Genomic DNA, 18,254 nt, shown 5'->3' with positions numbered 1-18,254 from the left:
CAACCCTTCACGAGGTCGAGCCATGAGCCAGATGTCACACTCCTTCCCCCTGTTTCGCCGTCTGCTGGTCGGACTGTGCCTGATGCTTGCCAGCCTGGCGGCAGTGGCCGAACCCGAGCGTAGCCCCGAGCAGGTCATCCGCGGCAGCATCGACGAGCTGATGGGACAGATCGAGGGGCGCAGGGATTACTATGCCGACAACATGGATGAGCTCAAGGGGCTGGTGGACGACAGCCTCGACGATATCGCCGATTTTCGCTACATCGGTGCCAGCGTGATGGGTCGCTACTTTCGGAACGCCACGCCACAGCAGCGCTCCCGGTTCGTCAACGTCTTTCGCCAGACCCTGATCGACACCTATTCCAAGGGGCTCGTCACCTTCGATTATCGCGAGTTGCGCGTACTCGACACCCAGCGCCCCCAGCGTCATGACGACCAGGCCTCGGTAGCCATGGAAGTGGTGGCAACGGACGGGAGTGTCTATCCGGTCAGCTACACGATGCGCCTCTCGGACGGTCAGTGGAAGGTCGTCAACGTCATCGTCAATGGCATCAACCTGGGGCTGACGTTCCGCAATCAGTTCGACCAGGCCATGCGTGACGAAGGTCGCGACTACGATGCGGTGATAGACAATTGGTCACCGGAGATCGCCACCGAAGAGCTGGAGCAGGGCGGGGACGCATGAGCCGCCTGCTCGAGCGCGCTGGCGTGCTGCTTGAGGCCGCTCCGGAAGGGTTGGCCGTTAGTGGCAATGTCGACTTCGAGATTGCCGCATCGCTGGCCGAGGCCGGTACGGCCTGGCTTGCCGAGCAGCCCGTCGGCAGTCGTGTCGCCCTCGACCTGAGCGGCGTCGAGCGGGTGAGCAGTGCTGCCGTGAGCGTGCTGCTCGAGTGGACGCGACAGGGGCGCAGCGCCGGAGTGGAGATTCGTGAGGTCAGGCTTTCCAGACCGCTTGCACGCCTGACGCGTGTGGTGGGGCTCGACGACCTGCTGCCGCTTGCCGACACGGGATAAGCAGGCAGCAAACCCCGGCCCCAGCATCGCCAAGCGCGATGCTTTTCTTTACCATAGAGGGATTCTTGTACCTGGCCGCGTTTCCGTTTGGGATCGCGCGCCGCTCCATTCGTCCCACAGGAGTTCCGTTTTTCATGCAACCCAGTGACATCAAGGCGCTGCTCGAGGCACGCCTCGAGGATTGCGATTTCTACATCCAGGGCGAAGGCTGCAACTTCCAGGTCATTGCCGTAGGCGAGGTCTTCGACGGCCTGTCACCGGTCAAGCGTCAGCAGCTGATCTATGGCGCGCTCTCCGACGAGATCGCCTCCGGTGCCGTGCATGCCGTGAGTATCAAGACCTACACCCCGGCGCAGTGGGCCAGCGCACCGGAGAACGCGGCTTCACCTGGCCAGGGCGCCTGACGGTCGAGTCATCATGGACAAGTTGATCATTACCGGAAATGGCCCCGTCGATGGCGAGGTCTGGGCCAGCGGTGCCAAGAACGCGGCACTGCCCATCCTGTGTGCCACCCTGCTGGCCGACGAGCCGGTGACCATCGGCAACCTGCCGCACCTCCAGGACATCACCACGACTCTCGAGCTGCTGGGGCGCATGGGCGTCGAGCCAGTGATGGGCGAAAAGATGACCATCCAGCTCGACGGCTCCCAGATGCGCGACTGCCATGCGCCCTACGAGTTGGTCAAGAAGATGCGCGCCTCGATCCTGGTGCTCGGGCCCCTGCTGGCGCACTTCGGTCATGCCGACGTCTCGCTGCCGGGCGGCTGCGCCATCGGTTCGCGGCCGGTCGACCTGCACATCCGCGGCCTCGAGGCCATGGGGGCGCAGATTCGTGTCGAAGGCGGTTACATTCGCGCCCGGGTCGACGGCAGGCTCAAGGGCGCCACCGTGTTCTTCGATACCGTGACCGTCACCGGCACCGAAAATCTGTTGATGGCCGCCACCCTGGCGGAAGGAACCACGATACTCGAGAATGCCGCGCGCGAACCCGAGGTGGTCGACCTGGCCGAGTGCCTGAACAAGATGGGTGCCAGGATCCGTGGCCAGGGCAGCAACACCATCATCGTCGAGGGCGTGGAGCGGCTGCACGGCGCCTATCATGACGTCATGCCCGACCGTATCGAGACCGGTACCTTTCTGGTCGCTGCCGCCCTCTCGCGGGGCCGTATCCGTGTTCGCAACGCTCGCGCCGATATTCTCGAGGCGGTTTTGGCCAAGCTCGAGGAGGCCGGTGCCAAGGTGACCATTGGTGACGGCTGGATCGAGCTCGACATGGAGGGCCGTCGCCCGCGTCCGGTCAACATCCGCACCGCTCCGTATCCGGGTTTCCCGACCGATATGCAGGCCCAGTTCGTGGCCCTCAATGCCGTGGCCGACGGGACCTCGCGGGTGGTCGAGACCATCTTCGAAAACCGTTTCATGCACGTGCAGGAATTGAATCGCATGGGAGCCAGGATAGCCCTCGAGGGCAACACGGCGATGATCACCGGCGTCGAGCGTCTCTCGGGCGCCCCGGTGATGGCGACCGACCTGCGCGCCTCGGCTTCGTTGGTGATCGCGGCGATGATGGCCGAGGGCGAGACCCTGGTCGATCGTATCTACCATATCGATCGGGGCTACGAGTGCATCGAAGAAAAGCTGCAGCTGCTGGGTGCCCGGATTCGTCGCATCCCGGGCTGAGCGGGCTGCGCCGCTTCCGACCATAGGCGAGACCATGAGCAAGCAACTGATCCTGGCCCTGTCGAAGGGCCGCATCCTCGATGAAACCCTGCCGTTGTTGGCTGACGCCGGCATTGAGCCGGCCGAGGATCTGGGCAAGAGCCGCAAGCTGCTCTTCGACACCAACCTGGCCGATGTCAAGCTGGTGGTCATTCGTGCCACCGACGTTCCCACCTACGTGCAGTTGGGAGCCGCCGATCTGGGCGTGGCGGGCAAGGACGTGTTGCTCGAGCACGGTGCCGAGGGGCTCTACGAACCGCTCGACCTGGAGATCGCCCGGTGCAAGTTGATGACGGCCGGTATCGATGGCGCCAAGCCGGCTCGTGCCCGGCGTCGAGTCGCCACCAAGTTCGTCAACGTGGCGCGTCGCTACTATGCCGAACAGGGCATCCAGGCCGAGGTGATTAAGCTCTATGGTGCGATGGAATTGGCCCCGCTGATGAATCTGGCCGATGAAATTGTCGATATCGTCGACACTGGCAACACCCTGCGCGCCAACGGTATGTCGCCGCGGGAACTCATTGCGACGATCAGCACACGCCTGGTGGTCAACAAGGCCGCCATGACCATGAAGCATGAGCGTCTCAAGCCGCTCATCGCGCGCCTTGCCGAAGCGGTCGAAGCGCGCCGGGTCGGGGCAGCATCGCCAGCCGGCTGACGCGCACGGCAAGCGAAAGAGATCCAACCGATTCATCTGGAGGCGAAAGCGATCATGAGCGAGACCCTTGCCGATTCCGTCGACATCGCCCGGCTGTCGACCGCAGACGTCGACTTCGAGGCGCGCCTCGGGGCGCTGCTGGCGTGGGAGGGCGTATCCGATGCCGATGTGCAGTCGCGTGTCGACGAGATCCTGACCGCGGTCCGTTCGCGTGGCGATGCGGCGCTGATCGAATACACCAATCGCTTCGACCGTCTGTCGGCATCGGCCATGACCGATCTGACGCTTGGCGCCGAGTGCCTCGAACGTGCCTACCGGGAGCTCCCCGAGGAGCAGCGCGACGCGTTGGCCCAGGCGGCCGAGCGCATTCGCCTCTATCACGAGCGCCAGAAACCCGTCTCCTGGTCTTACGTGGAGGACGATGGCAGCGTTCTCGGCCAGCAGGTCACGCCTCTCGATCGGGCCGGTATCTACGTGCCTGGCGGCAAGGCGGCCTATCCCTCCTCGGTGTTGATGAACGCCGTCCCTGCGCACGTGGCGGGAGTGCGCGAAATCGTCATGGTGGTGCCTACCCCTGATGGCGTGCTCAACGAACTCGTACTGGCGGCGGCTCACCTGGCCGGGGTGCAGCAGGTGTTCACCATCGGCGGCGCCCAGGCGATAGCGGCCATGGCCTATGGCACCGAGAGCGTGCCGAGGGTCGACAAGATAGTGGGTCCCGGCAATATCTACGTGGCGACTGCCAAGCGGGCGGTATTCGGCCAGGTGGGTATCGACATGATTGCCGGACCGTCGGAGATACTGGTTGTTTCCGATGGTGGTACCGATCCCGAGTGGCTGGCCATGGATCTGTTTTCCCAGGCCGAACACGACGAGGATGCCCAGGCCTTGCTGATCAGCTGGGACCAACGTCACCTGGCCGAGGTCGAGGCGGCAGTCGCACGCCTGTTGCCGACGCTGGAGCGTGAAGCCATCGTGCGCCAGTCGCTGGCGCGCCGCGGGGCGTTGATCCATTGTCGTGACCGCGACGAAGCCGTGCGGCTCATCAATCGTATCGCGCCGGAGCACCTCGAGCTCTCCATGGCCGACCCCGATACGCTGCTGCCCGAGGTGCGCCATGCCGGCGCCATTTTCATGGGTCGCTACACGGCGGAAGCGTTGGGCGACTACTGTGCCGGGCCCAACCATGTGCTGCCGACGTCGGGTACGGCGCGCTTCTCCTCACCGTTGGGCGTCTATGATTTCCAGAAGCGTTCCTCGATCATCCATTGCTCCGAGGAGGGGGCGTCGTCGCTAGGCAAGGTGGCCTCGGTGCTGGCACGCGGCGAGTCGCTGACGGCCCATGCCCGCTCCGCCGAGTTCCGCATCAAACCGTAGCGCTTCGCGTCAGCGCTCGGGAGACCGGCTAACCGGCAGCGGGCGCTCCCCCACCTCAAGTTCGACGGTGAAGGTCTCGCCGCTGCGCACCAGCGTGAGTGGCAGCGTTGCGCCCGGCTCGATGGCGGCGATATCGCTCATGGCGGCACGCGCATCGAGAATGGGGCTTCCGTCGACCTCCAGCAGCACGTCGCCGGGGCGCAAGCCGGCCTGGTCGGCCGGGCCGTCCGGCACGACGCCTGAAATGACGACGCCGCGCGGCGTCTGCAAACCGAAGGATGCGGCCAGATCCTGCGTCATCTCCTGTGCTTCGATACCAAGCCAGCCGCGAATTACACGTCCCTGAGTCACCAGATCTTCCAGAATGGAGCGGGCCAGTCGGGTAGGGATGGCGAAGCCGACGCCCTGGGAGCCCCCCGAGCGGGAAAAGATGGCGGTATTGATGCCGACCAGTGAGCCTTCTGCATTGATCAGGGCGCCGCCCGAGTTGCCCGGATTGATCGCGGCATCGGTCTGGATGAAGTCTTCATAGGCGCTCAGCCCCAGGTGGCTGCGACCAGTGGCGCTGATGATGCCCATGGTGACTGTCTGGCCGACACCGAACGGATTGCCGATGGCCATGGCGATGTCGCCCACTGCCACGTCTCCGGAATCGTACAGCTGGATGACCGGAAGGTCCTCGAGTCCGATGCGCAGCACGGCCAGGTCGCTCTCGGGGTCGGTGCCGATCACTTCCGCCAACGTTTCCCTGCCGTCGCGTAGGGCGACCTGAATCTCGTCGGCCCCATCGATGACATGATGGTTGGTCAACACGTAGCCATCCTCGCTGACGATGACGCCGGAGCCCAGGCTGGAGAGAAGGCGCTGCTGGGTAGGCATGTCGTCGCCGAAGAACTGCCGAAAGAAGGGGTCTGACATCAGCGGATGCTCTTCGCGTGCCACGACCCGCGACGAGTAGATGTTGACTACCGCCGGAGCGGCTTTCTCGACAGCTTCCGAGTAGCTGACCGGCCCCTGTTGCCGAGCGAGGGGGGCGGCCTGTTGCAGCTCGGGGGAGGGGCGCGAGAGGGGCTGTACCTCGCTCGGAGGCGCGGGCGGAGTGGTGGTCGTCTCCGGAGCCGAAGGAGATCGGAGCAGTTGTGGAAAGGTATTGAGCAGCACTAGGGCCAGCAGCAGGCCGATGAGCACAGGCAGAGCATAGGCGATGAGAGAACGACGCATGCGGCGCTTCCTGGTCGGCGGGCAGTCGATGGTATCCCGCTCAGTCGTTACAATAAGTGCGATTGTAACATCGACACCGAAGCGCTGTCCGGAGGCAGGATGATTTTACGAAACGACCTGGTGCAGGCCTGCGATACCCTGCTCGATGCTCCCGCCTTCAAGGATTATACCGTCAACGGCCTGCAGGTGGCGGGGCGAAGCGAAGTCCAGCGTGTGATGAGTGGCGTAACCGCCTGCCAGGCGCTGCTCGACGAAGCGGTGGCATGGGGGGCGGACCTGTTGCTCGTCCATCATGGCTACTTTTGGAAGAACGAGCCGATTCCCATCACCGGGATCAAGCAGCGGCGGATTCGAACCCTACTGCTCAATGACATCAACCTTCTCGCCTATCATCTTCCCCTTGATGCCCATGCCGAGCTTGGCAACAACGCTGAACTCGCTCGGCGGCTCGGGTTTCGCGTGGAGGGCTGCGCCGACGGCGCGTTGGGGCAGGGACTGGTGTGGCTTGGCAGTCCGTCCGAGCCAGCCTCTCCGAGAGCCTTGGCGCAGCATGTCGCAGAGCGCCTGGCGCGTGAGCCGCTGCTTATCGAGGCACCGGGAAGAGGCGACATACGTCGCGTGGCATGGTGTACCGGCGGGGCGCAGGACATGATTACCCAGGCCTATGAGGCCGGTGCCGACGCGTTCATCTCGGGCGAGATCTCCGAGCGCACCACCCATCTGGCGCGTGAGCTCGGCATCCATTACCTGGCTGCAGGTCACCATGCCACGGAGCGTTACGGTGTCCAGGCCCTGGGTGTCTGGTTGGAGCACGAGTTCGGTATCGAGCATCGCTTCGTCGACATCGACAACCCGGCGTGAACGGCTGGCCGGGGACCGTTGATCAGTAGCGCGGCGGTTGCGGCTGATCGCTCTTGTCGCTGCGGGACTTGAGGCCGAAGTCCTCCGATAGGGTGCCGCCGGAGCCATCCGCGTAGTCGCGAGGTGCCGGTAGGGTGTCGTCGGTTCCGGTCAGGGTCGGCTGATCCGCCGCCTCGAGTTTCCGGTCGTTCAGGGGTTCGCAGTGTAGCGTGCTGGCATCCTCGGTCAGGCGATGCTCGAGGGTGCGCATCTCGCGCTGGATGTTGCTCACCATCATGCCCACTTGGCTGAAGTGGTCGTTCATCCCCTCCCGAAGCACTTTCAGCTCGTGCTCGCGTTCGGCTGCCTGGCGACGCAGTTCCTGCGTACGGGTTGCCGACGTGCCGAACATGCGGTAGCCGATGGCGCCGATGCCAAGGCCGACCAGCAAGCTGACAATAGCCACGATCCAATTCACATTGCCGTAATCCACGAAAATCTCCTGATGCTGATACACGCCGGTGCCAATGGTCGCTCCCGGTTCGGCGCACGAGTCTTGTCTGGCCGGCCCATTATAGAAGCGTTGGCAGTCGGCGGGTCAACGATCGCACTGCGCCACTACCGTCCATTTATCTGCGCGCGCTGCCCCGGATGCGTATAATGCGTGGCCTGCATCGATACGATCAGCAAGGAAATTTACATGTGCGCGATCCCAACGGAGCCCCGCCCCGCTGCTGCCGGCACGCCGCTGGCGCGTTACCGGGCCGACTTAGAGCGCGACGACTTTCACTACGACCCGGCCCAGGAGCGGGCCGTGGAGCACCTCCAGCGGCTCTATGACGAGCTCGTGGCGTCGCCAAGAACCGAGCCGCTTTCCGTCACGACCGGCCGTGGCCTCAAGTCAAAAGTGGCCGGGTTCTTCGGCAGACGCGAAAAAGGCCCGACGCAGCCCGTCCTGCCAGCCATTCGTGGCCTGTACTTCTGGGGTGGGGTGGGGCGCGGCAAGACCTATCTCGTCGACACCTTCCATGAATCGCTACCTTTCCCCGACAAGATGCGCACCCATTTTCATCGCTTCATGCAACGGGTGCACAACGAACTCGAGCACTACAAGGGAGAGAAGAACCCGTTGACCTTGATCGCAGGCAAGTTCGCTGCGGAGGCGCGGGTGATCTGCTTCGACGAGTTCTTCGTCAAGGACATTACCGACGCGATGATTCTGGCCAACCTTCTTGAAGCGCTGTTCGAACGTGGCGTGGTGCTGGTCGCTACGTCGAATATCGTCCCCGACGAGCTGTACAAGGATGGTTTGCAGCGTGCGCGCTTTCTGCCCGCAATCGACCTGATCAAGCGCCATTGCGAAGTGGTCAATGTCGATTCCGGCATCGACTATCGGCTGCGTGCGCTGGAACGGGCCGAGATATTCCATGCGCCGCTGGATGAAATGGCTGAACGGGAGTTGTCACGCAGCTTTCGTGAGGTAGCCGGCCATGGGGGCGAGGTCGACGTGCAGATCGAGATCAACCACCGTGTCTTGCGCGCGCGCCAGCTGCACGACGACGTGGTATGGTTCGAGTTTCGGGAGCTATGCGACGGACCACGCAGCCAGAATGACTACATCGAGCTGGCGCGTGAATTCCATACCGTGCTGGTCTCCAATGTGACCCGCATGGGGGCGTCGACGGACGACCAGGCGCGGCGCTTCATCAACATGGTCGATGAATTCTACGATCGCGGCGTCAAATTGCTGATGTCGGCCGAAGTCCCCGCCGAGCAGCTCTACTCCGATGGGCGTCTCGCCTTCGAGTTTCAGCGCACTTTGTCACGGTTGCAGGAGATGCAATCCCATGAGTATCTCGCCCTGCCGCACAAGCCGTGATGCAAGCGCGATAGGGCTTTAATCCGGGCGTGCGAATCGTGTAGAATATGCGCTCCTCGACCGTTGTCTCGCCCGCGGGCGGCGACAACCAAGAAAAATAGGGATGATTCCGGTTACGCCCAGACGTGCGGAATCCAATACATTTGTCTGATTTGTGGTGATTTCTCCATGAAAACGTTCACTGCTAAGCCGCAGTCGGTGCAGCGCGACTGGTACGTCGTCGACGCGACGGGCAAGACGCTCGGTCGTCTGGCAACCGAAATCGCTCGTCGTCTGCGCGGCAAGCACAAGCCCGAGTTCACCCCTCATGTCGATACCGGCGACTACATCGTCGTGATCAACGCCGAGAAGGTGCAGGTTACCGGCAACAAGGCCAAGGCCAAGACCTACTATCGTCACACCGGCTACCCGGGCGGTCTTCGCTCAATGAATTTCGAGAAGATGATCGCGCATGCTCCCGAGCGCGTGATCGAGTCGGCCGTCAAGGGCATGCTGCCGAAAGGGCCGCTGGGACGCGCCATGTACACCAAGCTCAAGGTCTACGCCGGCGCCGAACATCCGCACGCCGCCCAGCAGCCGCAAGAACTGAACATCTGAGGGGAACATCACCATGGCACAGCAGTATTACGGTACCGGGCGCCGCAAGACTTCAACGGCCCGCGTCTTCCTCAAGCCGGGCACCGGCAAGATCACGGTGAACAGCCGTGAATTGGATCAGTATTTCGGTCGCGTTACCGGTCGCATGGTGGTGCGTCAACCGCTCGAGTTGACCGAAACGACCGGTCAGTTCGATGTCTACGTTACTGTCAAGGGCGGCGGCGGCTCCGCGCAGGCGGGAGCCATTCGTCACGGCATCACCCGCGCCCTGATGGATTATAACGAGGACTTCCGTCCGGCGCTGCGCGCCGCCGGTTACGTCACTCGTGATGCACGCGAGGTCGAGCGCAAGAAGGTCGGTCTGCGCAAGGCGCGTCGTCGGCCGCAATTCTCCAAGCGCTGATCGTACGCACCTGCGACAAAAAAAGCCCGGGCCATTGCCCGGGCTTTTTTTATTTTCGTATCAGCCAATTGCCGCGTAGATACCACCTTGGTCAGGCCCGTATCGGCTTGTGCGAAGCGGTGCGATTCCTTAAGATATGCCGGATTTGGTATCCGTGGTCGCGGGTCATCCCCCGTGCAGGATCAACGGATAAGCTGATGGGAGAAACCAGAAAATGGCAGATAACGGCGTGAACAAAGGGCGGCGCCGACTACTCCTGGGTGCGACAACTGTCATGGGGGCGGTGGGCGCAGTCGGAGTGGCGGTTCCCTTTGTGGCTTCATGGCAGCCGAGTGCCAAGGCGAGGGCGGCGGGGGCACCCGTTCAGGCGGACGTATCGAAACTCGAGCCGGGCCAACGCATGACCGTAGAGTGGCGAGGTCGTCCGGTATGGATCATCAACCGTACCCCGGAAATGATCGAGCGGACCGAGGGCTTCGATCCTTCCCGACTGGCCGATCCCGATTCCGAAGAGCCGCAGCAGCCCGGCTACGTCGAAGGACCGTTACGCTCGATCAGGCCTGAGCTCGGTGTGCTGATCGGCATCTGCACGCACCTGGGCTGCTCGCCACTCTTCCGTCCCGAGCCGAATGCCGAGGGGGTGGGTACCGACGATTGGCCGGGTGGTTTCTTCTGTCCCTGTCACGGTTCGCGCTTCGATCTCGCGGGCCGCGTTTTCCGCAACGTACCGGCTCCGACCAATCTCGAGGTGCCGCCGTATCGCTTTGATGGCGACAGCGTCATCGTTGTCGGCGAAGATGAGGAGACCGCGTGATGGGTAACCCGAATCGTGTCAAGGCAGAAAGCGGGTTCATGCGTTGGGTGGATGACCGCTTCCCTGCCACGCAGATGTGGCAGGAGCACCTGTCCAAGTACTATGCGCCCAAGAATTTCAACGTCTGGTATTTCTTCGGCTCCCTGGCGTTGCTGGTCCTGGTCAACCAGATCCTGACCGGTGTCTGGCTGACCATGAGCTACAACCCCTCGGCTGAGGGTGCCTTCGCTTCCGTCGAGTACATCATGCGCGACGTCGAGTGGGGGTGGCTGATCCGCTACATGCATTCCACGGGCGCCTCCGCCTTCTTCGTGGTGGTCTACCTGCACATGTTCCGTGGCCTGCTCTACGGTTCCTACAAGGCGCCCCGCGAGCTGGTCTGGATCTTCGGCATGGCCATCTACCTGGCGCTGATGGCAGAGGCCTTCATGGGCTACCTGCTGCCCTGGGGCCAGATGTCCTACTGGGGCGCCCAGGTCATCATTTCACTGTTTTCGGCGATTCCCGGCATCGGCCCTGACCTGGCACAGTGGGTGCGCGGTGACTACCTGATCTCCGGCATTACCCTCAACCGCTTTTTCGCCCTGCACGTCGTGGCGCTGCCCATTGTCATTCTGGCACTGGTGGTGCTGCACATCATTGCGTTGCACGAAGTCGGTTCCAACAATCCGGATGGCATCGATATCAAGGCCAGGAAGGATGAGACCGGCAAGCCGGTCGACGGCATTCCCTTCCATCCGTACTATACGGTCAAGGACATCTTCGGGGTGGCCGTGTTCCTGTTCGTGTTCTGCGTGGTGCTGTTCTACTTCCCGGAAGGCGGCGGCTACTTCCTCGAGAGGCCCAACTTCGAACCGGCCAACGCACTGAAGACACCGGATCACATCGCGCCGGTGTGGTATTTCACGCCCTTCTACGCCATCCTGCGGGCGATCACCTTCTCGGTTTTCGGGTTGGATGCCAAGTTCCTCGGTGTGGTCTTCATGGGGGCGGCAATCGCGGTGCTGTTCGTTCTGCCCTGGCTCGATCGCAGCCCGGTGAACTCCATTCGCTACAAGGGCTGGATGTCCAAGGTGATGCTGGTCCTGTTCTCCATCAGCTTCGTCATCCTCGGCGTACTGGGCGTGCTGCCGGCGACAGACGGCCGTACCGTGGTGGCGCAGATCTGCACGGCGATCTACTTCGCCTACTTCCTGCTGATGCCGTTCTACACCAGGATGGAGAAAACAAAACCCATTCCGGAGAGGGTGACTGGCTAATGAAAAAGCAACTGTTCGCACTGCTCTTCGCGCTGGTGCCCTTTACGGCGTTGGCCGCAGGGGGAGAGAGTGTGCCGTACTCGATGACGCCCGACCTTCATGACAAGGCGTCGCTGCAGCGAGGCATGCAGCTTTTCGTCAACTACTGCATGGGTTGCCATTCGCTCGAGCATCAGCGTTTTGCGCGTGCGGCCGAGGATCTGGAGGTTCCGCAGGAGCTGATCGAGGAGAACCTGATCTTCTCCTCCGACCTGGCCTACAACGACCAGATGCACAACGCCATGAGCACCGACGATGGGGAAAGCTGGTTCGGCGCGCCGCCCCCCGATCTGACGCTCGAGGCGCGGCTGCGTGGCACGGACTGGATCTACTCCTACCTGCTGACCTTCTACCGTGACCCGAGCCGTCCCAATGGGGTCAACAACGAAGTGTTCGACCTGGTGGCCATGCCCAATGTGCTGGAGCCGCTACAGGGCGTGCAGGAGAAAGTGTGTGCGGAGACCGATCGCCCCGTTGACGGTGCCGAACTCGACCCGCTGACCGGGAAGTACCAATCCTGCGAAGTGCTGCAAGTCACAAGCCCCGGCAGCATGGAGCCCGACGAGTTCGAGGAAGCGGTTTATGACTTGACCAACTTCCTGGCCTACGTGGGTGAACCCTCCAAGCTGCAGGCGCAGGTGCTGGGGCCGAAGGTGCTGATCTTCATCTTCATCTTCGGCGTACTGGCCTATCTGCTCAAGCGCGAGTATTGGCGCGACATACACTGATTCGACCGAATCGGTCCGTCGTGACGCAGGGGGCGTATGGCCATCGTGCCATGCGCCCCTTGTGCATTGTCCTGGTTGGAGTTGCCTGACGCACACCGAAGCCCGGTGTGCGTGCTATCATGCTGGTTCGAATTGATGCGAGGATTGTTACATGGGTGTAGTGGCCAAGCGGTCGTCGATGATCTTCTATTCCGGAAGCGATGATCACTTCAGTCATCGCGTGCGTATCGTGCTCGCCGAAAAAGGCGTGGCGGTCGATATCGTGGAGGTCAGCGGTGATCAGCGTCCCGAGGAACTCGCCGACCTGAACCCCTACAACAGCGTGCCGACCCTGGTCGATCGCGATCTGGTGCTGTACGAGTCCAAGGTCATGATGGAATACCTGGACGAGCGCTTCCCTCATCCACCGCTGCTGCCGGTATACCCGGTCGCTCGGGCGCAGAGCCGGCTCTGGATGCATCGGATCGAACGAGAGTGGTGCCCACTCGTCGAGCAGATCGAGAGCGGTGGCAAGAAGGAAATCGAAAAGGCGCGTAAGGAATTGCGGGAGAGCCTCGTTGGCATCTCGCCGATCTTCGAGGACATGCCTTTCTTCATGAGCGAGGAGTTCTCGCTGGTGGATTGCTGTATCGCTCCGATACTGTGGCGCCTTCCCGTGCTGGGTATCGAACTGCCCGAGAAGCAGATCAAGCCGCTCCTGGCCTATATGGAGCGACTGTTCGAGCGTGATTCCTTCGTATCGTCGCTGAGCGAGAACGAGCGCGAGATGCGCACCTGAACCAGGCGACGGCGTGTCCGTCGCCACCAGAATGGAGGAGGGCAGAACCATGTTGTCGAGCCGTCCCTATCTCGCCAGGGGCCTCTACGAATGGCTCCTGGATAATGAACATACGCCTTACATCGTGGTGGATGCCGAGCAGCCCGGGGTCAAGGTGCCGCGCCAGTTCGTACAGAATGGACAGATCGTGCTGAACGTGGGACCTGCGGCCGTGCGCGATCTGCACATCGAGAACGATGCCATCAGCTTCCACGCCCGATTCGGTGGTCAACCCATGCAGGTCATGGTACCGATGCCGGCGCTCGTTGCCCTCTATGCCAAGGAGAACGGCGTGGGCATGGTCTTCGGTCACGAGCCGAGCATGCCGGCGCCACGCGAAGAGGAGGCCGAGAAGACTGCCAGGCCCGAACTCAGCAGCATCGAGAATGATGACGGTGAGCCTGCTGGCACGGCGAAGCCGGGGAGCGACAAGGAGTCGGCCAAGAAGCGCCCATCGCTTCGCGTCATCAAATAATCGCGTTGATTCTTCGTGTCGCTGTAATGTGCAAAGCAGAACGGCAGGTCCTCGGGACCTGCCGTTCTGCTTCAAGGAAAGTGGAGGCGTTCAATCGAGATAATCGAACACCTTGACGATCCGCTGCACGCCGCCGATATCCGCAATGGCGTTGACGATGCGATCTGCTTCGGCCCGGCTGACCATGCCCATGACGTAAACGGTATCGTTTTCTGTCACGAAACGTAGGCGCCCCGTATCGATGCTCTGGTCTGCCGCCAGCGTCGTGCGGATGCGCGTATTCACCCAGGTGTCCGAGAGCCGCTGGCTTGCCGGAAGGTTGGCGGCCACCGAGAGCTCGTTGTGTACGTCGCGAACGTTGCGTACCTCAAGCGCTATCTCGTTGGCTTTCTGCTTCAGCTCTTCGCTGGGTACCTGGCCGGTGAGAAGCACAATGCCGTTATAGCTATCGACATTGATGCGTGCATCGCCGAGGCGTGCATCGCTGCGGCGCAGGTTGTGGGCAATCTTGGTTTCGATGCTTTCATCCTCCACCTGGGCACCGAGCGTGCGCTTGCCGTAGTTTTCGTCGATGGTGCCGGGATTGGCGACGCCGGTCACCGTGGTGCAGCCGCTAACGGTCAAAGCCAGGGCGGCGAAAACGCATGCAAACAGTCTTGTTGGGGTCATGAGGGTTACTCGCTGCTACCGAACAGTTGTTCATCAATGAGATCGCATAGGCAGTGGATCACCAGTAGGTGAACTTCCTGAATGCGTGCCGTGGAAGTGGCAGGAACGCGTATCTCGCAATCGTCCTGGCCGAGCAGGGAGGCCATGTCGCCGCCGTCACGACCGGTCAGGGCAATGACGGCCATGTCGCGGTCGTGAGCCGCCTGGATGGCCTGGATGACATTGCCCGAGTTTCCGCTGGTCGAGATGGCCAGCAGAATGTCTCCGGGCTGACCGAGGGCCCTGATCTGCTTGGAAAAGACCTCGGTGTAGCTGTAGTCATTGGCGATCGAGGTCAGCGTCGAAGTGTCCGTGGTCAGCGCCAGCGCCGGCAGGCTGGGGCGTTCGCGCTCGAATCGGTTGAGCAGTTCGGAGGAGAAGTGTTGGCTGTCTCCGGCACTGCCGCCGTTGCCACAAGCCAGTATCTTGCCTTCACTGACCAGACATTGGACCATCATCTGGCTAGCCACCTCGATGAAGGGTGGCAAAACCTCGCTGGCATAGGTCTTGGTATCGATGCTGGCATTGAAATGGCCAAGTATGCGTTGCTGAAAGTCCATTCTGTCAAAGTCCTGGTCGCAGGGACAAAAGAGCCGGTCAGTACGCTTCGAAAGCGCCCTGTACCCATTCGAAATCAAGTGCGGGCGGGGTGCCGGTTACGGCCAGCACGTCGAAACGGCACGGACATGATAGCCGGTTGCGTGCCAGATAAAAACGCGCGGCATGGACCAGCCTGCGCTGCTTCGTGGCAGTCACCGTCTCCAGCGGGTGCCCGTGACGGGCATCGGTACGATGGCGGACCTCCACGAAGACCAGCGTCTCGCCATCGCCCATCACCAGGTCGATCTCGCCGCCCTTGAATTGCTGGTTGCTGGCGATAAGCCTCAACCCCCTCGTGGTGAGCCACGCGGCGGCCAGTCGCTCTATGCGAGCGCCGCGAGCGCGGGCATCAGCGGAGCGGGTCATCGTCCTGGCCATCCTCGAGCAAATCGAAGCTCAGAATGGGGCGCGGTACGCCGCGCTCGAAGCGCGCCCACGGCAGCCGACGCTCGATGCGGCCGTCGGGCCCGGGGACCAGCACCCCGGTGGCGCCGAACATCTCGCTCTCCGGCAGTAGCTGGAACTGGGGCAGGCGTCGAGCAAGTTCATAGGCATCGACACCCATCGCCATCAACCGAAAAGTCGAGGGGTCGGCTTCCTCCTGCAGTTCCCGATAGCTGTCGAAATAGGGCAGCGCTTCCTCGCCACCCACCGCGGCATCGGGTATCTGCCAGGGAATGTCGAGGAATTGGACGTCATCCAGATCGTGGTCGAGCAGTGGCTGGTGGCGACCTTCGTAGAGATGCGAGGTTGCGTAAATGGGCAACTCCGCAGCGTCGAAATAGTCGAGCGTTGGCGGCACCTGGCGCGCGTAGCTCGGCAGGGCAAGCAGAAACAGCATGTCGGGGCGTCCCGCGCTCAGCACGCGCCGCGTACTCTCTGTCGCCGAGCCCTGTGGATCGTAGGCGACGGCATTGGTGATATCGCCGTCACGGTCGCGCCACTCCTGCTCGAAGGCCCTGCCGACCCGCGCGCCCCACTCGTTGTCCGGTACCAGGAGGGCGCTACGGCGATGGCCATCCTCGCGGGCGCGTCTGGCAACCTGCCGTGCTTCATCCTCGGCCGACAGCCCGTATTGGAATAGCCCTTCGGTGCGGTTGGACCCGGTTGCCCCGTAGTTCAGGGCCAATGTCGGCAGCGGAACGCTATCGCGGCCCTCGAGTTCGCTGACCTGTCCCTTGTCGAGGGGACCGATAACCACCTGCGCGCCGAGATTGCGCGCCTCGGTATACAGAGCCTCGAGGTCGCCGTGGCTGGCGTCGAGGAACGAGAGCCTTACACCCCCATTGCGCTCGACACTATGCAGGTGATGCAGGCGCATACCGGTACGAATCGATTCGGCAACACCGCTCAATGGACCGTTGTCAGGCAGGAACACGGCAATATGGCGGACCTCCTTGCCGCGCAGCTCACGCAGGGCAAGCAGCTCGGAAGGCACGTTTCGTGCCGCAGGATGCCGGGGGTTGCGCTCGCGCCAGGTTTCCAGGCGGCCAAAAAGGCGTTCGATGTCGCCGTCGCTCTCGCGCACCATCCTGGCCAATTCCAGCCAACCGAGGGTCAGCTCGTCGGCACCTTCTCGCAGGCTGGCCAGCTCGCTGCCATCGAGCCGGGAAAGCGAAGCCCAGATAGCGTCGTTGAGCGCCTCCTGCTCGGTACGTGCCTGCACGTACATCAGCATGGCAGCTGCCGCCCGGTGCTCTTCGACCTCCGCCAGCGCGAGGCCCATGCGTCCACGCAGGATCAGGGCGGCATCGCGCGGAAGTTCGGCCTCGTCGAGCAATTGGCCGGCCTGGATCACGGCCCAAGGGTCCTCGAGTGCTTCGCCCAGCTCTGACGTCAGCATGGCCCAATGCAGGCGATACTCGGCGGGCAGCCGGGTATCGTCGATGTCGCGGACGATCTCGAGTGCCTGGGTGCGCTGGCCGCGGCGTGCTAGGATGTCCGCCGCCTCAAGCCGGCTGAGTGCCGCCTGTTCGGGATCCTGCTGCTCGGCCTGCTCGAGCAGGTAGCCGGGGTCGTCTTCGGGCGCGCGCTCGACGATGCCGGGGGGCGCGCAGCCGGCCACCAGAAGGGCGAGAAGCACGATGGCCAGCAGGCCGTAAGGCATTTTCAGCATGTCATCTTCCTTGTCTGCAGGCTCAGAGGGCCAGCGTCTGTCACGCAGGCCGACCAGCCATCCACGTTCGGCCAAGTCCGACAGTTTCCTGAGGAGTCGCCATGTCCGACATTGATCTGGGCACATTGTACGTGGTCGCCACACCGATTGGGAATCTGGAGGACCTGAGCCACAGGGCCGCCAGGATCCTGGGGGAGGTCGCCCTTGTCGCCGCCGAAGATACCCGTCACACATCGCGTTTGCTGCGTCACCTGGGGCTTGCGGTCCCGATGCTCTCGCTGCACGAGCACAACGAGGCGGCCCGTGTCGAGCAGCTCGACCAGCGACTGCAGCGCGGCGAGAGCATCGCCCTGGTCAGTGACGCCGGGACGCCGTTGATCAGCGACCCCGGTTTCGTGCTGGTGCGCGAGCTGCGCGCCCGGGAACGCCGTATCGTGCCGGTGCCGGGGGCTTGTGCCCTGGTGGCGGCGCTCAGCGCTGCAGGGTTGCCGACCGATCGCTTCTCTTTCCAGGGCTTTCTGCCTGCCAAGGCGGGAGGGCGGCGGCAGCGCCTGGATGCACTCGAGCAGCGTACCGAGACGCTGGTCTTCTATGAGTCACCGCATCGCATCCGCGATACGTTGTCCGACATCGCGACGATCTTCGGCCACCGGCGGCTGGTCCTGGCGCGGGAATTGACCAAATCGTTCGAGACCTTTCTCGACGGCAGGGCCGAGGCGCTGCTTTCGCGCATGGAGGCCGACCCGGACCAGGCTCGCGGCGAGTTCGTGATCATGCTGGCCGGCGCCGAGGCGCGCGAGGACGCCGCGGCAGTCAGCCTGGAGGCTGATGCCGTGCTCGAGGCGTTACTCAACGAGGGCGTAGGCGTGAAGCAGGCGGCAGCGGTGGCGGCGCGCCTGCTGGGCGGTGCGAAGAAGGCATGGTACAGCCGCGCCCAGGCGCTGAAGGAGCTGCGCGGTCAAGACGAGGAAAGACATTGAGAGGCCTTGG

General features: G+C 62.8%; 22 protein-coding genes. 16 read left to right on the top strand and 6 right to left on the bottom strand.

All coding sequences use genetic code 11. The features are described 5' to 3' along the window. The first annotated feature begins 22 nt into the window (after positions 1–22). From ACOJCM_RS17395 to hisD, 6 genes are all read left to right on the top strand, one after another. Positions 23–685 (top strand): MlaC/ttg2D family ABC transporter substrate-binding protein, encoded by a 663-nt coding sequence (locus ACOJCM_RS17395; protein WP_445213326.1) that lies wholly within the window; start codon positions 23–25, stop codon positions 683–685. Continuing rightward, positions 682–1,014 carry an STAS domain-containing protein gene (locus tag ACOJCM_RS17390; RefSeq protein ID WP_445213325.1) on the top strand — a complete coding sequence of 111 codons (333 nt, stop codon included), beginning with the start codon at positions 682–684 and terminating at the stop codon, positions 1,012–1,014. Before ACOJCM_RS17395 ends, ACOJCM_RS17390 begins: the two co-directional genes overlap by 4 nt. A gap of 134 nt (positions 1,015–1,148) precedes the next feature. Then, entirely contained in the window at positions 1,149–1,418 is a 270-nt protein-coding gene (locus tag ACOJCM_RS17385; RefSeq protein ID WP_445213324.1) for a BolA family protein, read from the top strand. A gap of 13 nt (positions 1,419–1,431) precedes the next feature. After that, complete coding sequence (murA, locus tag ACOJCM_RS17380; RefSeq protein ID WP_445213323.1) at positions 1,432–2,694, top strand: UDP-N-acetylglucosamine 1-carboxyvinyltransferase; 1,263 nt, start codon at positions 1,432–1,434, stop codon at positions 2,692–2,694. A gap of 34 nt (positions 2,695–2,728) precedes the next feature. Further along, on the top strand, positions 2,729–3,391 hold the full coding sequence (hisG, locus tag ACOJCM_RS17375; RefSeq protein ID WP_445213322.1) for an ATP phosphoribosyltransferase: 663 nt from the start codon (positions 2,729–2,731) through the stop codon (positions 3,389–3,391). A gap of 54 nt (positions 3,392–3,445) precedes the next feature. Beyond that, positions 3,446–4,768, top strand: a complete 1,323-nt coding sequence (gene hisD, locus ACOJCM_RS17370) for a histidinol dehydrogenase (RefSeq protein WP_445213321.1) — start codon at positions 3,446–3,448, stop codon at positions 4,766–4,768. A 9-nt stretch (positions 4,769–4,777) separates the two neighbouring features. Here hisD and ACOJCM_RS17365 read toward each other — a convergent pair whose 3' ends face one another. After that, a complete protein-coding gene (locus ACOJCM_RS17365; RefSeq protein WP_445213320.1) occupies positions 4,778–5,989 on the bottom strand; it encodes a Do family serine endopeptidase in 1,212 nt (403 codons plus the stop codon). 99 nt (positions 5,990–6,088) lie between these two features. Here ACOJCM_RS17365 and ACOJCM_RS17360 point away from each other — a divergent pair, with 99 nt between their 5' ends. Then, positions 6,089–6,850, top strand: coding sequence for a Nif3-like dinuclear metal center hexameric protein (locus tag ACOJCM_RS17360; protein ID WP_445213319.1), 762 nt, complete (start codon positions 6,089–6,091; stop codon positions 6,848–6,850). A 22-nt stretch (positions 6,851–6,872) separates the two neighbouring features. Here the strand turns inward: ACOJCM_RS17360 and ACOJCM_RS17355 are convergent, their stop codons facing one another. Then, on the bottom strand, positions 6,873–7,322 hold the full coding sequence (locus ACOJCM_RS17355; protein ID WP_445213318.1) for a YhcB family protein: 450 nt from the start codon (positions 7,320–7,322) through the stop codon (positions 6,873–6,875). A gap of 207 nt (positions 7,323–7,529) precedes the next feature. On the opposite strand from ACOJCM_RS17355, the gene zapE reads away from it, so the two are divergent. From zapE to ACOJCM_RS17315, 8 genes are all read left to right on the top strand, one after another. Next, positions 7,530–8,708, top strand: coding sequence for a cell division protein ZapE (gene zapE, locus ACOJCM_RS17350; protein WP_445213317.1), 1,179 nt, complete (start codon positions 7,530–7,532; stop codon positions 8,706–8,708). A gap of 168 nt (positions 8,709–8,876) precedes the next feature. Beyond that, entirely contained in the window at positions 8,877–9,305 is a 429-nt protein-coding gene (rplM, locus tag ACOJCM_RS17345) for a 50S ribosomal protein L13 (RefSeq protein ID WP_445213316.1), read from the top strand. Positions 9,306–9,318: 13 nt separating this feature from the next. Then, the gene (gene rpsI, locus ACOJCM_RS17340; RefSeq protein WP_445213315.1) at positions 9,319–9,708 is read left to right on the top strand and encodes a 30S ribosomal protein S9; all 390 of its coding nucleotides are present in this window, start codon (positions 9,319–9,321) and stop codon (positions 9,706–9,708) included. A gap of 214 nt (positions 9,709–9,922) precedes the next feature. Continuing rightward, positions 9,923–10,522 (top strand): ubiquinol-cytochrome c reductase iron-sulfur subunit, encoded by a 600-nt coding sequence (gene petA / locus ACOJCM_RS17335; protein ID WP_445213314.1) that lies wholly within the window; start codon positions 9,923–9,925, stop codon positions 10,520–10,522. Then, positions 10,522–11,781 (top strand): cytochrome b, encoded by a 1,260-nt coding sequence (locus ACOJCM_RS17330; protein ID WP_445213313.1) that lies wholly within the window; start codon positions 10,522–10,524, stop codon positions 11,779–11,781. Before petA ends, ACOJCM_RS17330 begins: the two co-directional genes overlap by 1 nt. Next, the gene (locus tag ACOJCM_RS17325) at positions 11,781–12,548 is read left to right on the top strand and encodes a cytochrome c1 (RefSeq protein ID WP_445213312.1); all 768 of its coding nucleotides are present in this window, start codon (positions 11,781–11,783) and stop codon (positions 12,546–12,548) included. The genes ACOJCM_RS17330 and ACOJCM_RS17325 overlap by 1 nt, the downstream gene beginning before the upstream one ends. 151 nt (positions 12,549–12,699) lie before the next feature. Continuing rightward, positions 12,700–13,326, top strand: a complete 627-nt coding sequence (sspA, locus tag ACOJCM_RS17320; RefSeq protein WP_445213311.1) for a stringent starvation protein SspA — start codon at positions 12,700–12,702, stop codon at positions 13,324–13,326. A 49-nt stretch (positions 13,327–13,375) separates the two neighbouring features. Then, on the top strand, positions 13,376–13,840 hold the full coding sequence (locus tag ACOJCM_RS17315; RefSeq protein WP_445213310.1) for a ClpXP protease specificity-enhancing factor: 465 nt from the start codon (positions 13,376–13,378) through the stop codon (positions 13,838–13,840). A 90-nt stretch (positions 13,841–13,930) separates the two neighbouring features. Here the strand turns inward: ACOJCM_RS17315 and ACOJCM_RS17310 are convergent, their stop codons facing one another. From ACOJCM_RS17310 to ACOJCM_RS17295, 4 genes are read right to left on the bottom strand one after another with little or no spacing between them, the layout of a single operon-like run. Continuing rightward, on the bottom strand, positions 13,931–14,509 hold the full coding sequence (locus ACOJCM_RS17310) for a BON domain-containing protein (protein WP_445213309.1): 579 nt from the start codon (positions 14,507–14,509) through the stop codon (positions 13,931–13,933). A 5-nt stretch (positions 14,510–14,514) separates the two neighbouring features. Continuing rightward, positions 14,515–15,108, bottom strand: coding sequence for a phosphoheptose isomerase (locus tag ACOJCM_RS17305; protein ID WP_445213308.1), 594 nt, complete (start codon positions 15,106–15,108; stop codon positions 14,515–14,517). Positions 15,109–15,145: 37 nt separating this feature from the next. After that, positions 15,146–15,514 (bottom strand): YraN family protein, encoded by a 369-nt coding sequence (locus ACOJCM_RS17300; protein ID WP_445213307.1) that lies wholly within the window; start codon positions 15,512–15,514, stop codon positions 15,146–15,148. Further along, positions 15,498–17,264, bottom strand: coding sequence for a penicillin-binding protein activator (locus ACOJCM_RS17295; protein WP_445213306.1), 1,767 nt, complete (start codon positions 17,262–17,264; stop codon positions 15,498–15,500). The genes ACOJCM_RS17300 and ACOJCM_RS17295 overlap by 17 nt, the downstream gene beginning before the upstream one ends. A 101-nt stretch (positions 17,265–17,365) precedes the next feature. Here ACOJCM_RS17295 and rsmI point away from each other — a divergent pair, with 101 nt between their 5' ends. Next, on the top strand, positions 17,366–18,244 hold the full coding sequence (rsmI, locus tag ACOJCM_RS17290; RefSeq protein ID WP_445213305.1) for a 16S rRNA (cytidine(1402)-2'-O)-methyltransferase: 879 nt from the start codon (positions 17,366–17,368) through the stop codon (positions 18,242–18,244). Positions 18,245–18,254: the final 10 nt, after the last annotated feature.

The organism is Billgrantia hypersalina, assembly GCF_052584175.1.
Note: the sequence above shows the minus strand (reverse complement) of the source record. Positions and strands in the feature narration are given on the sequence as shown.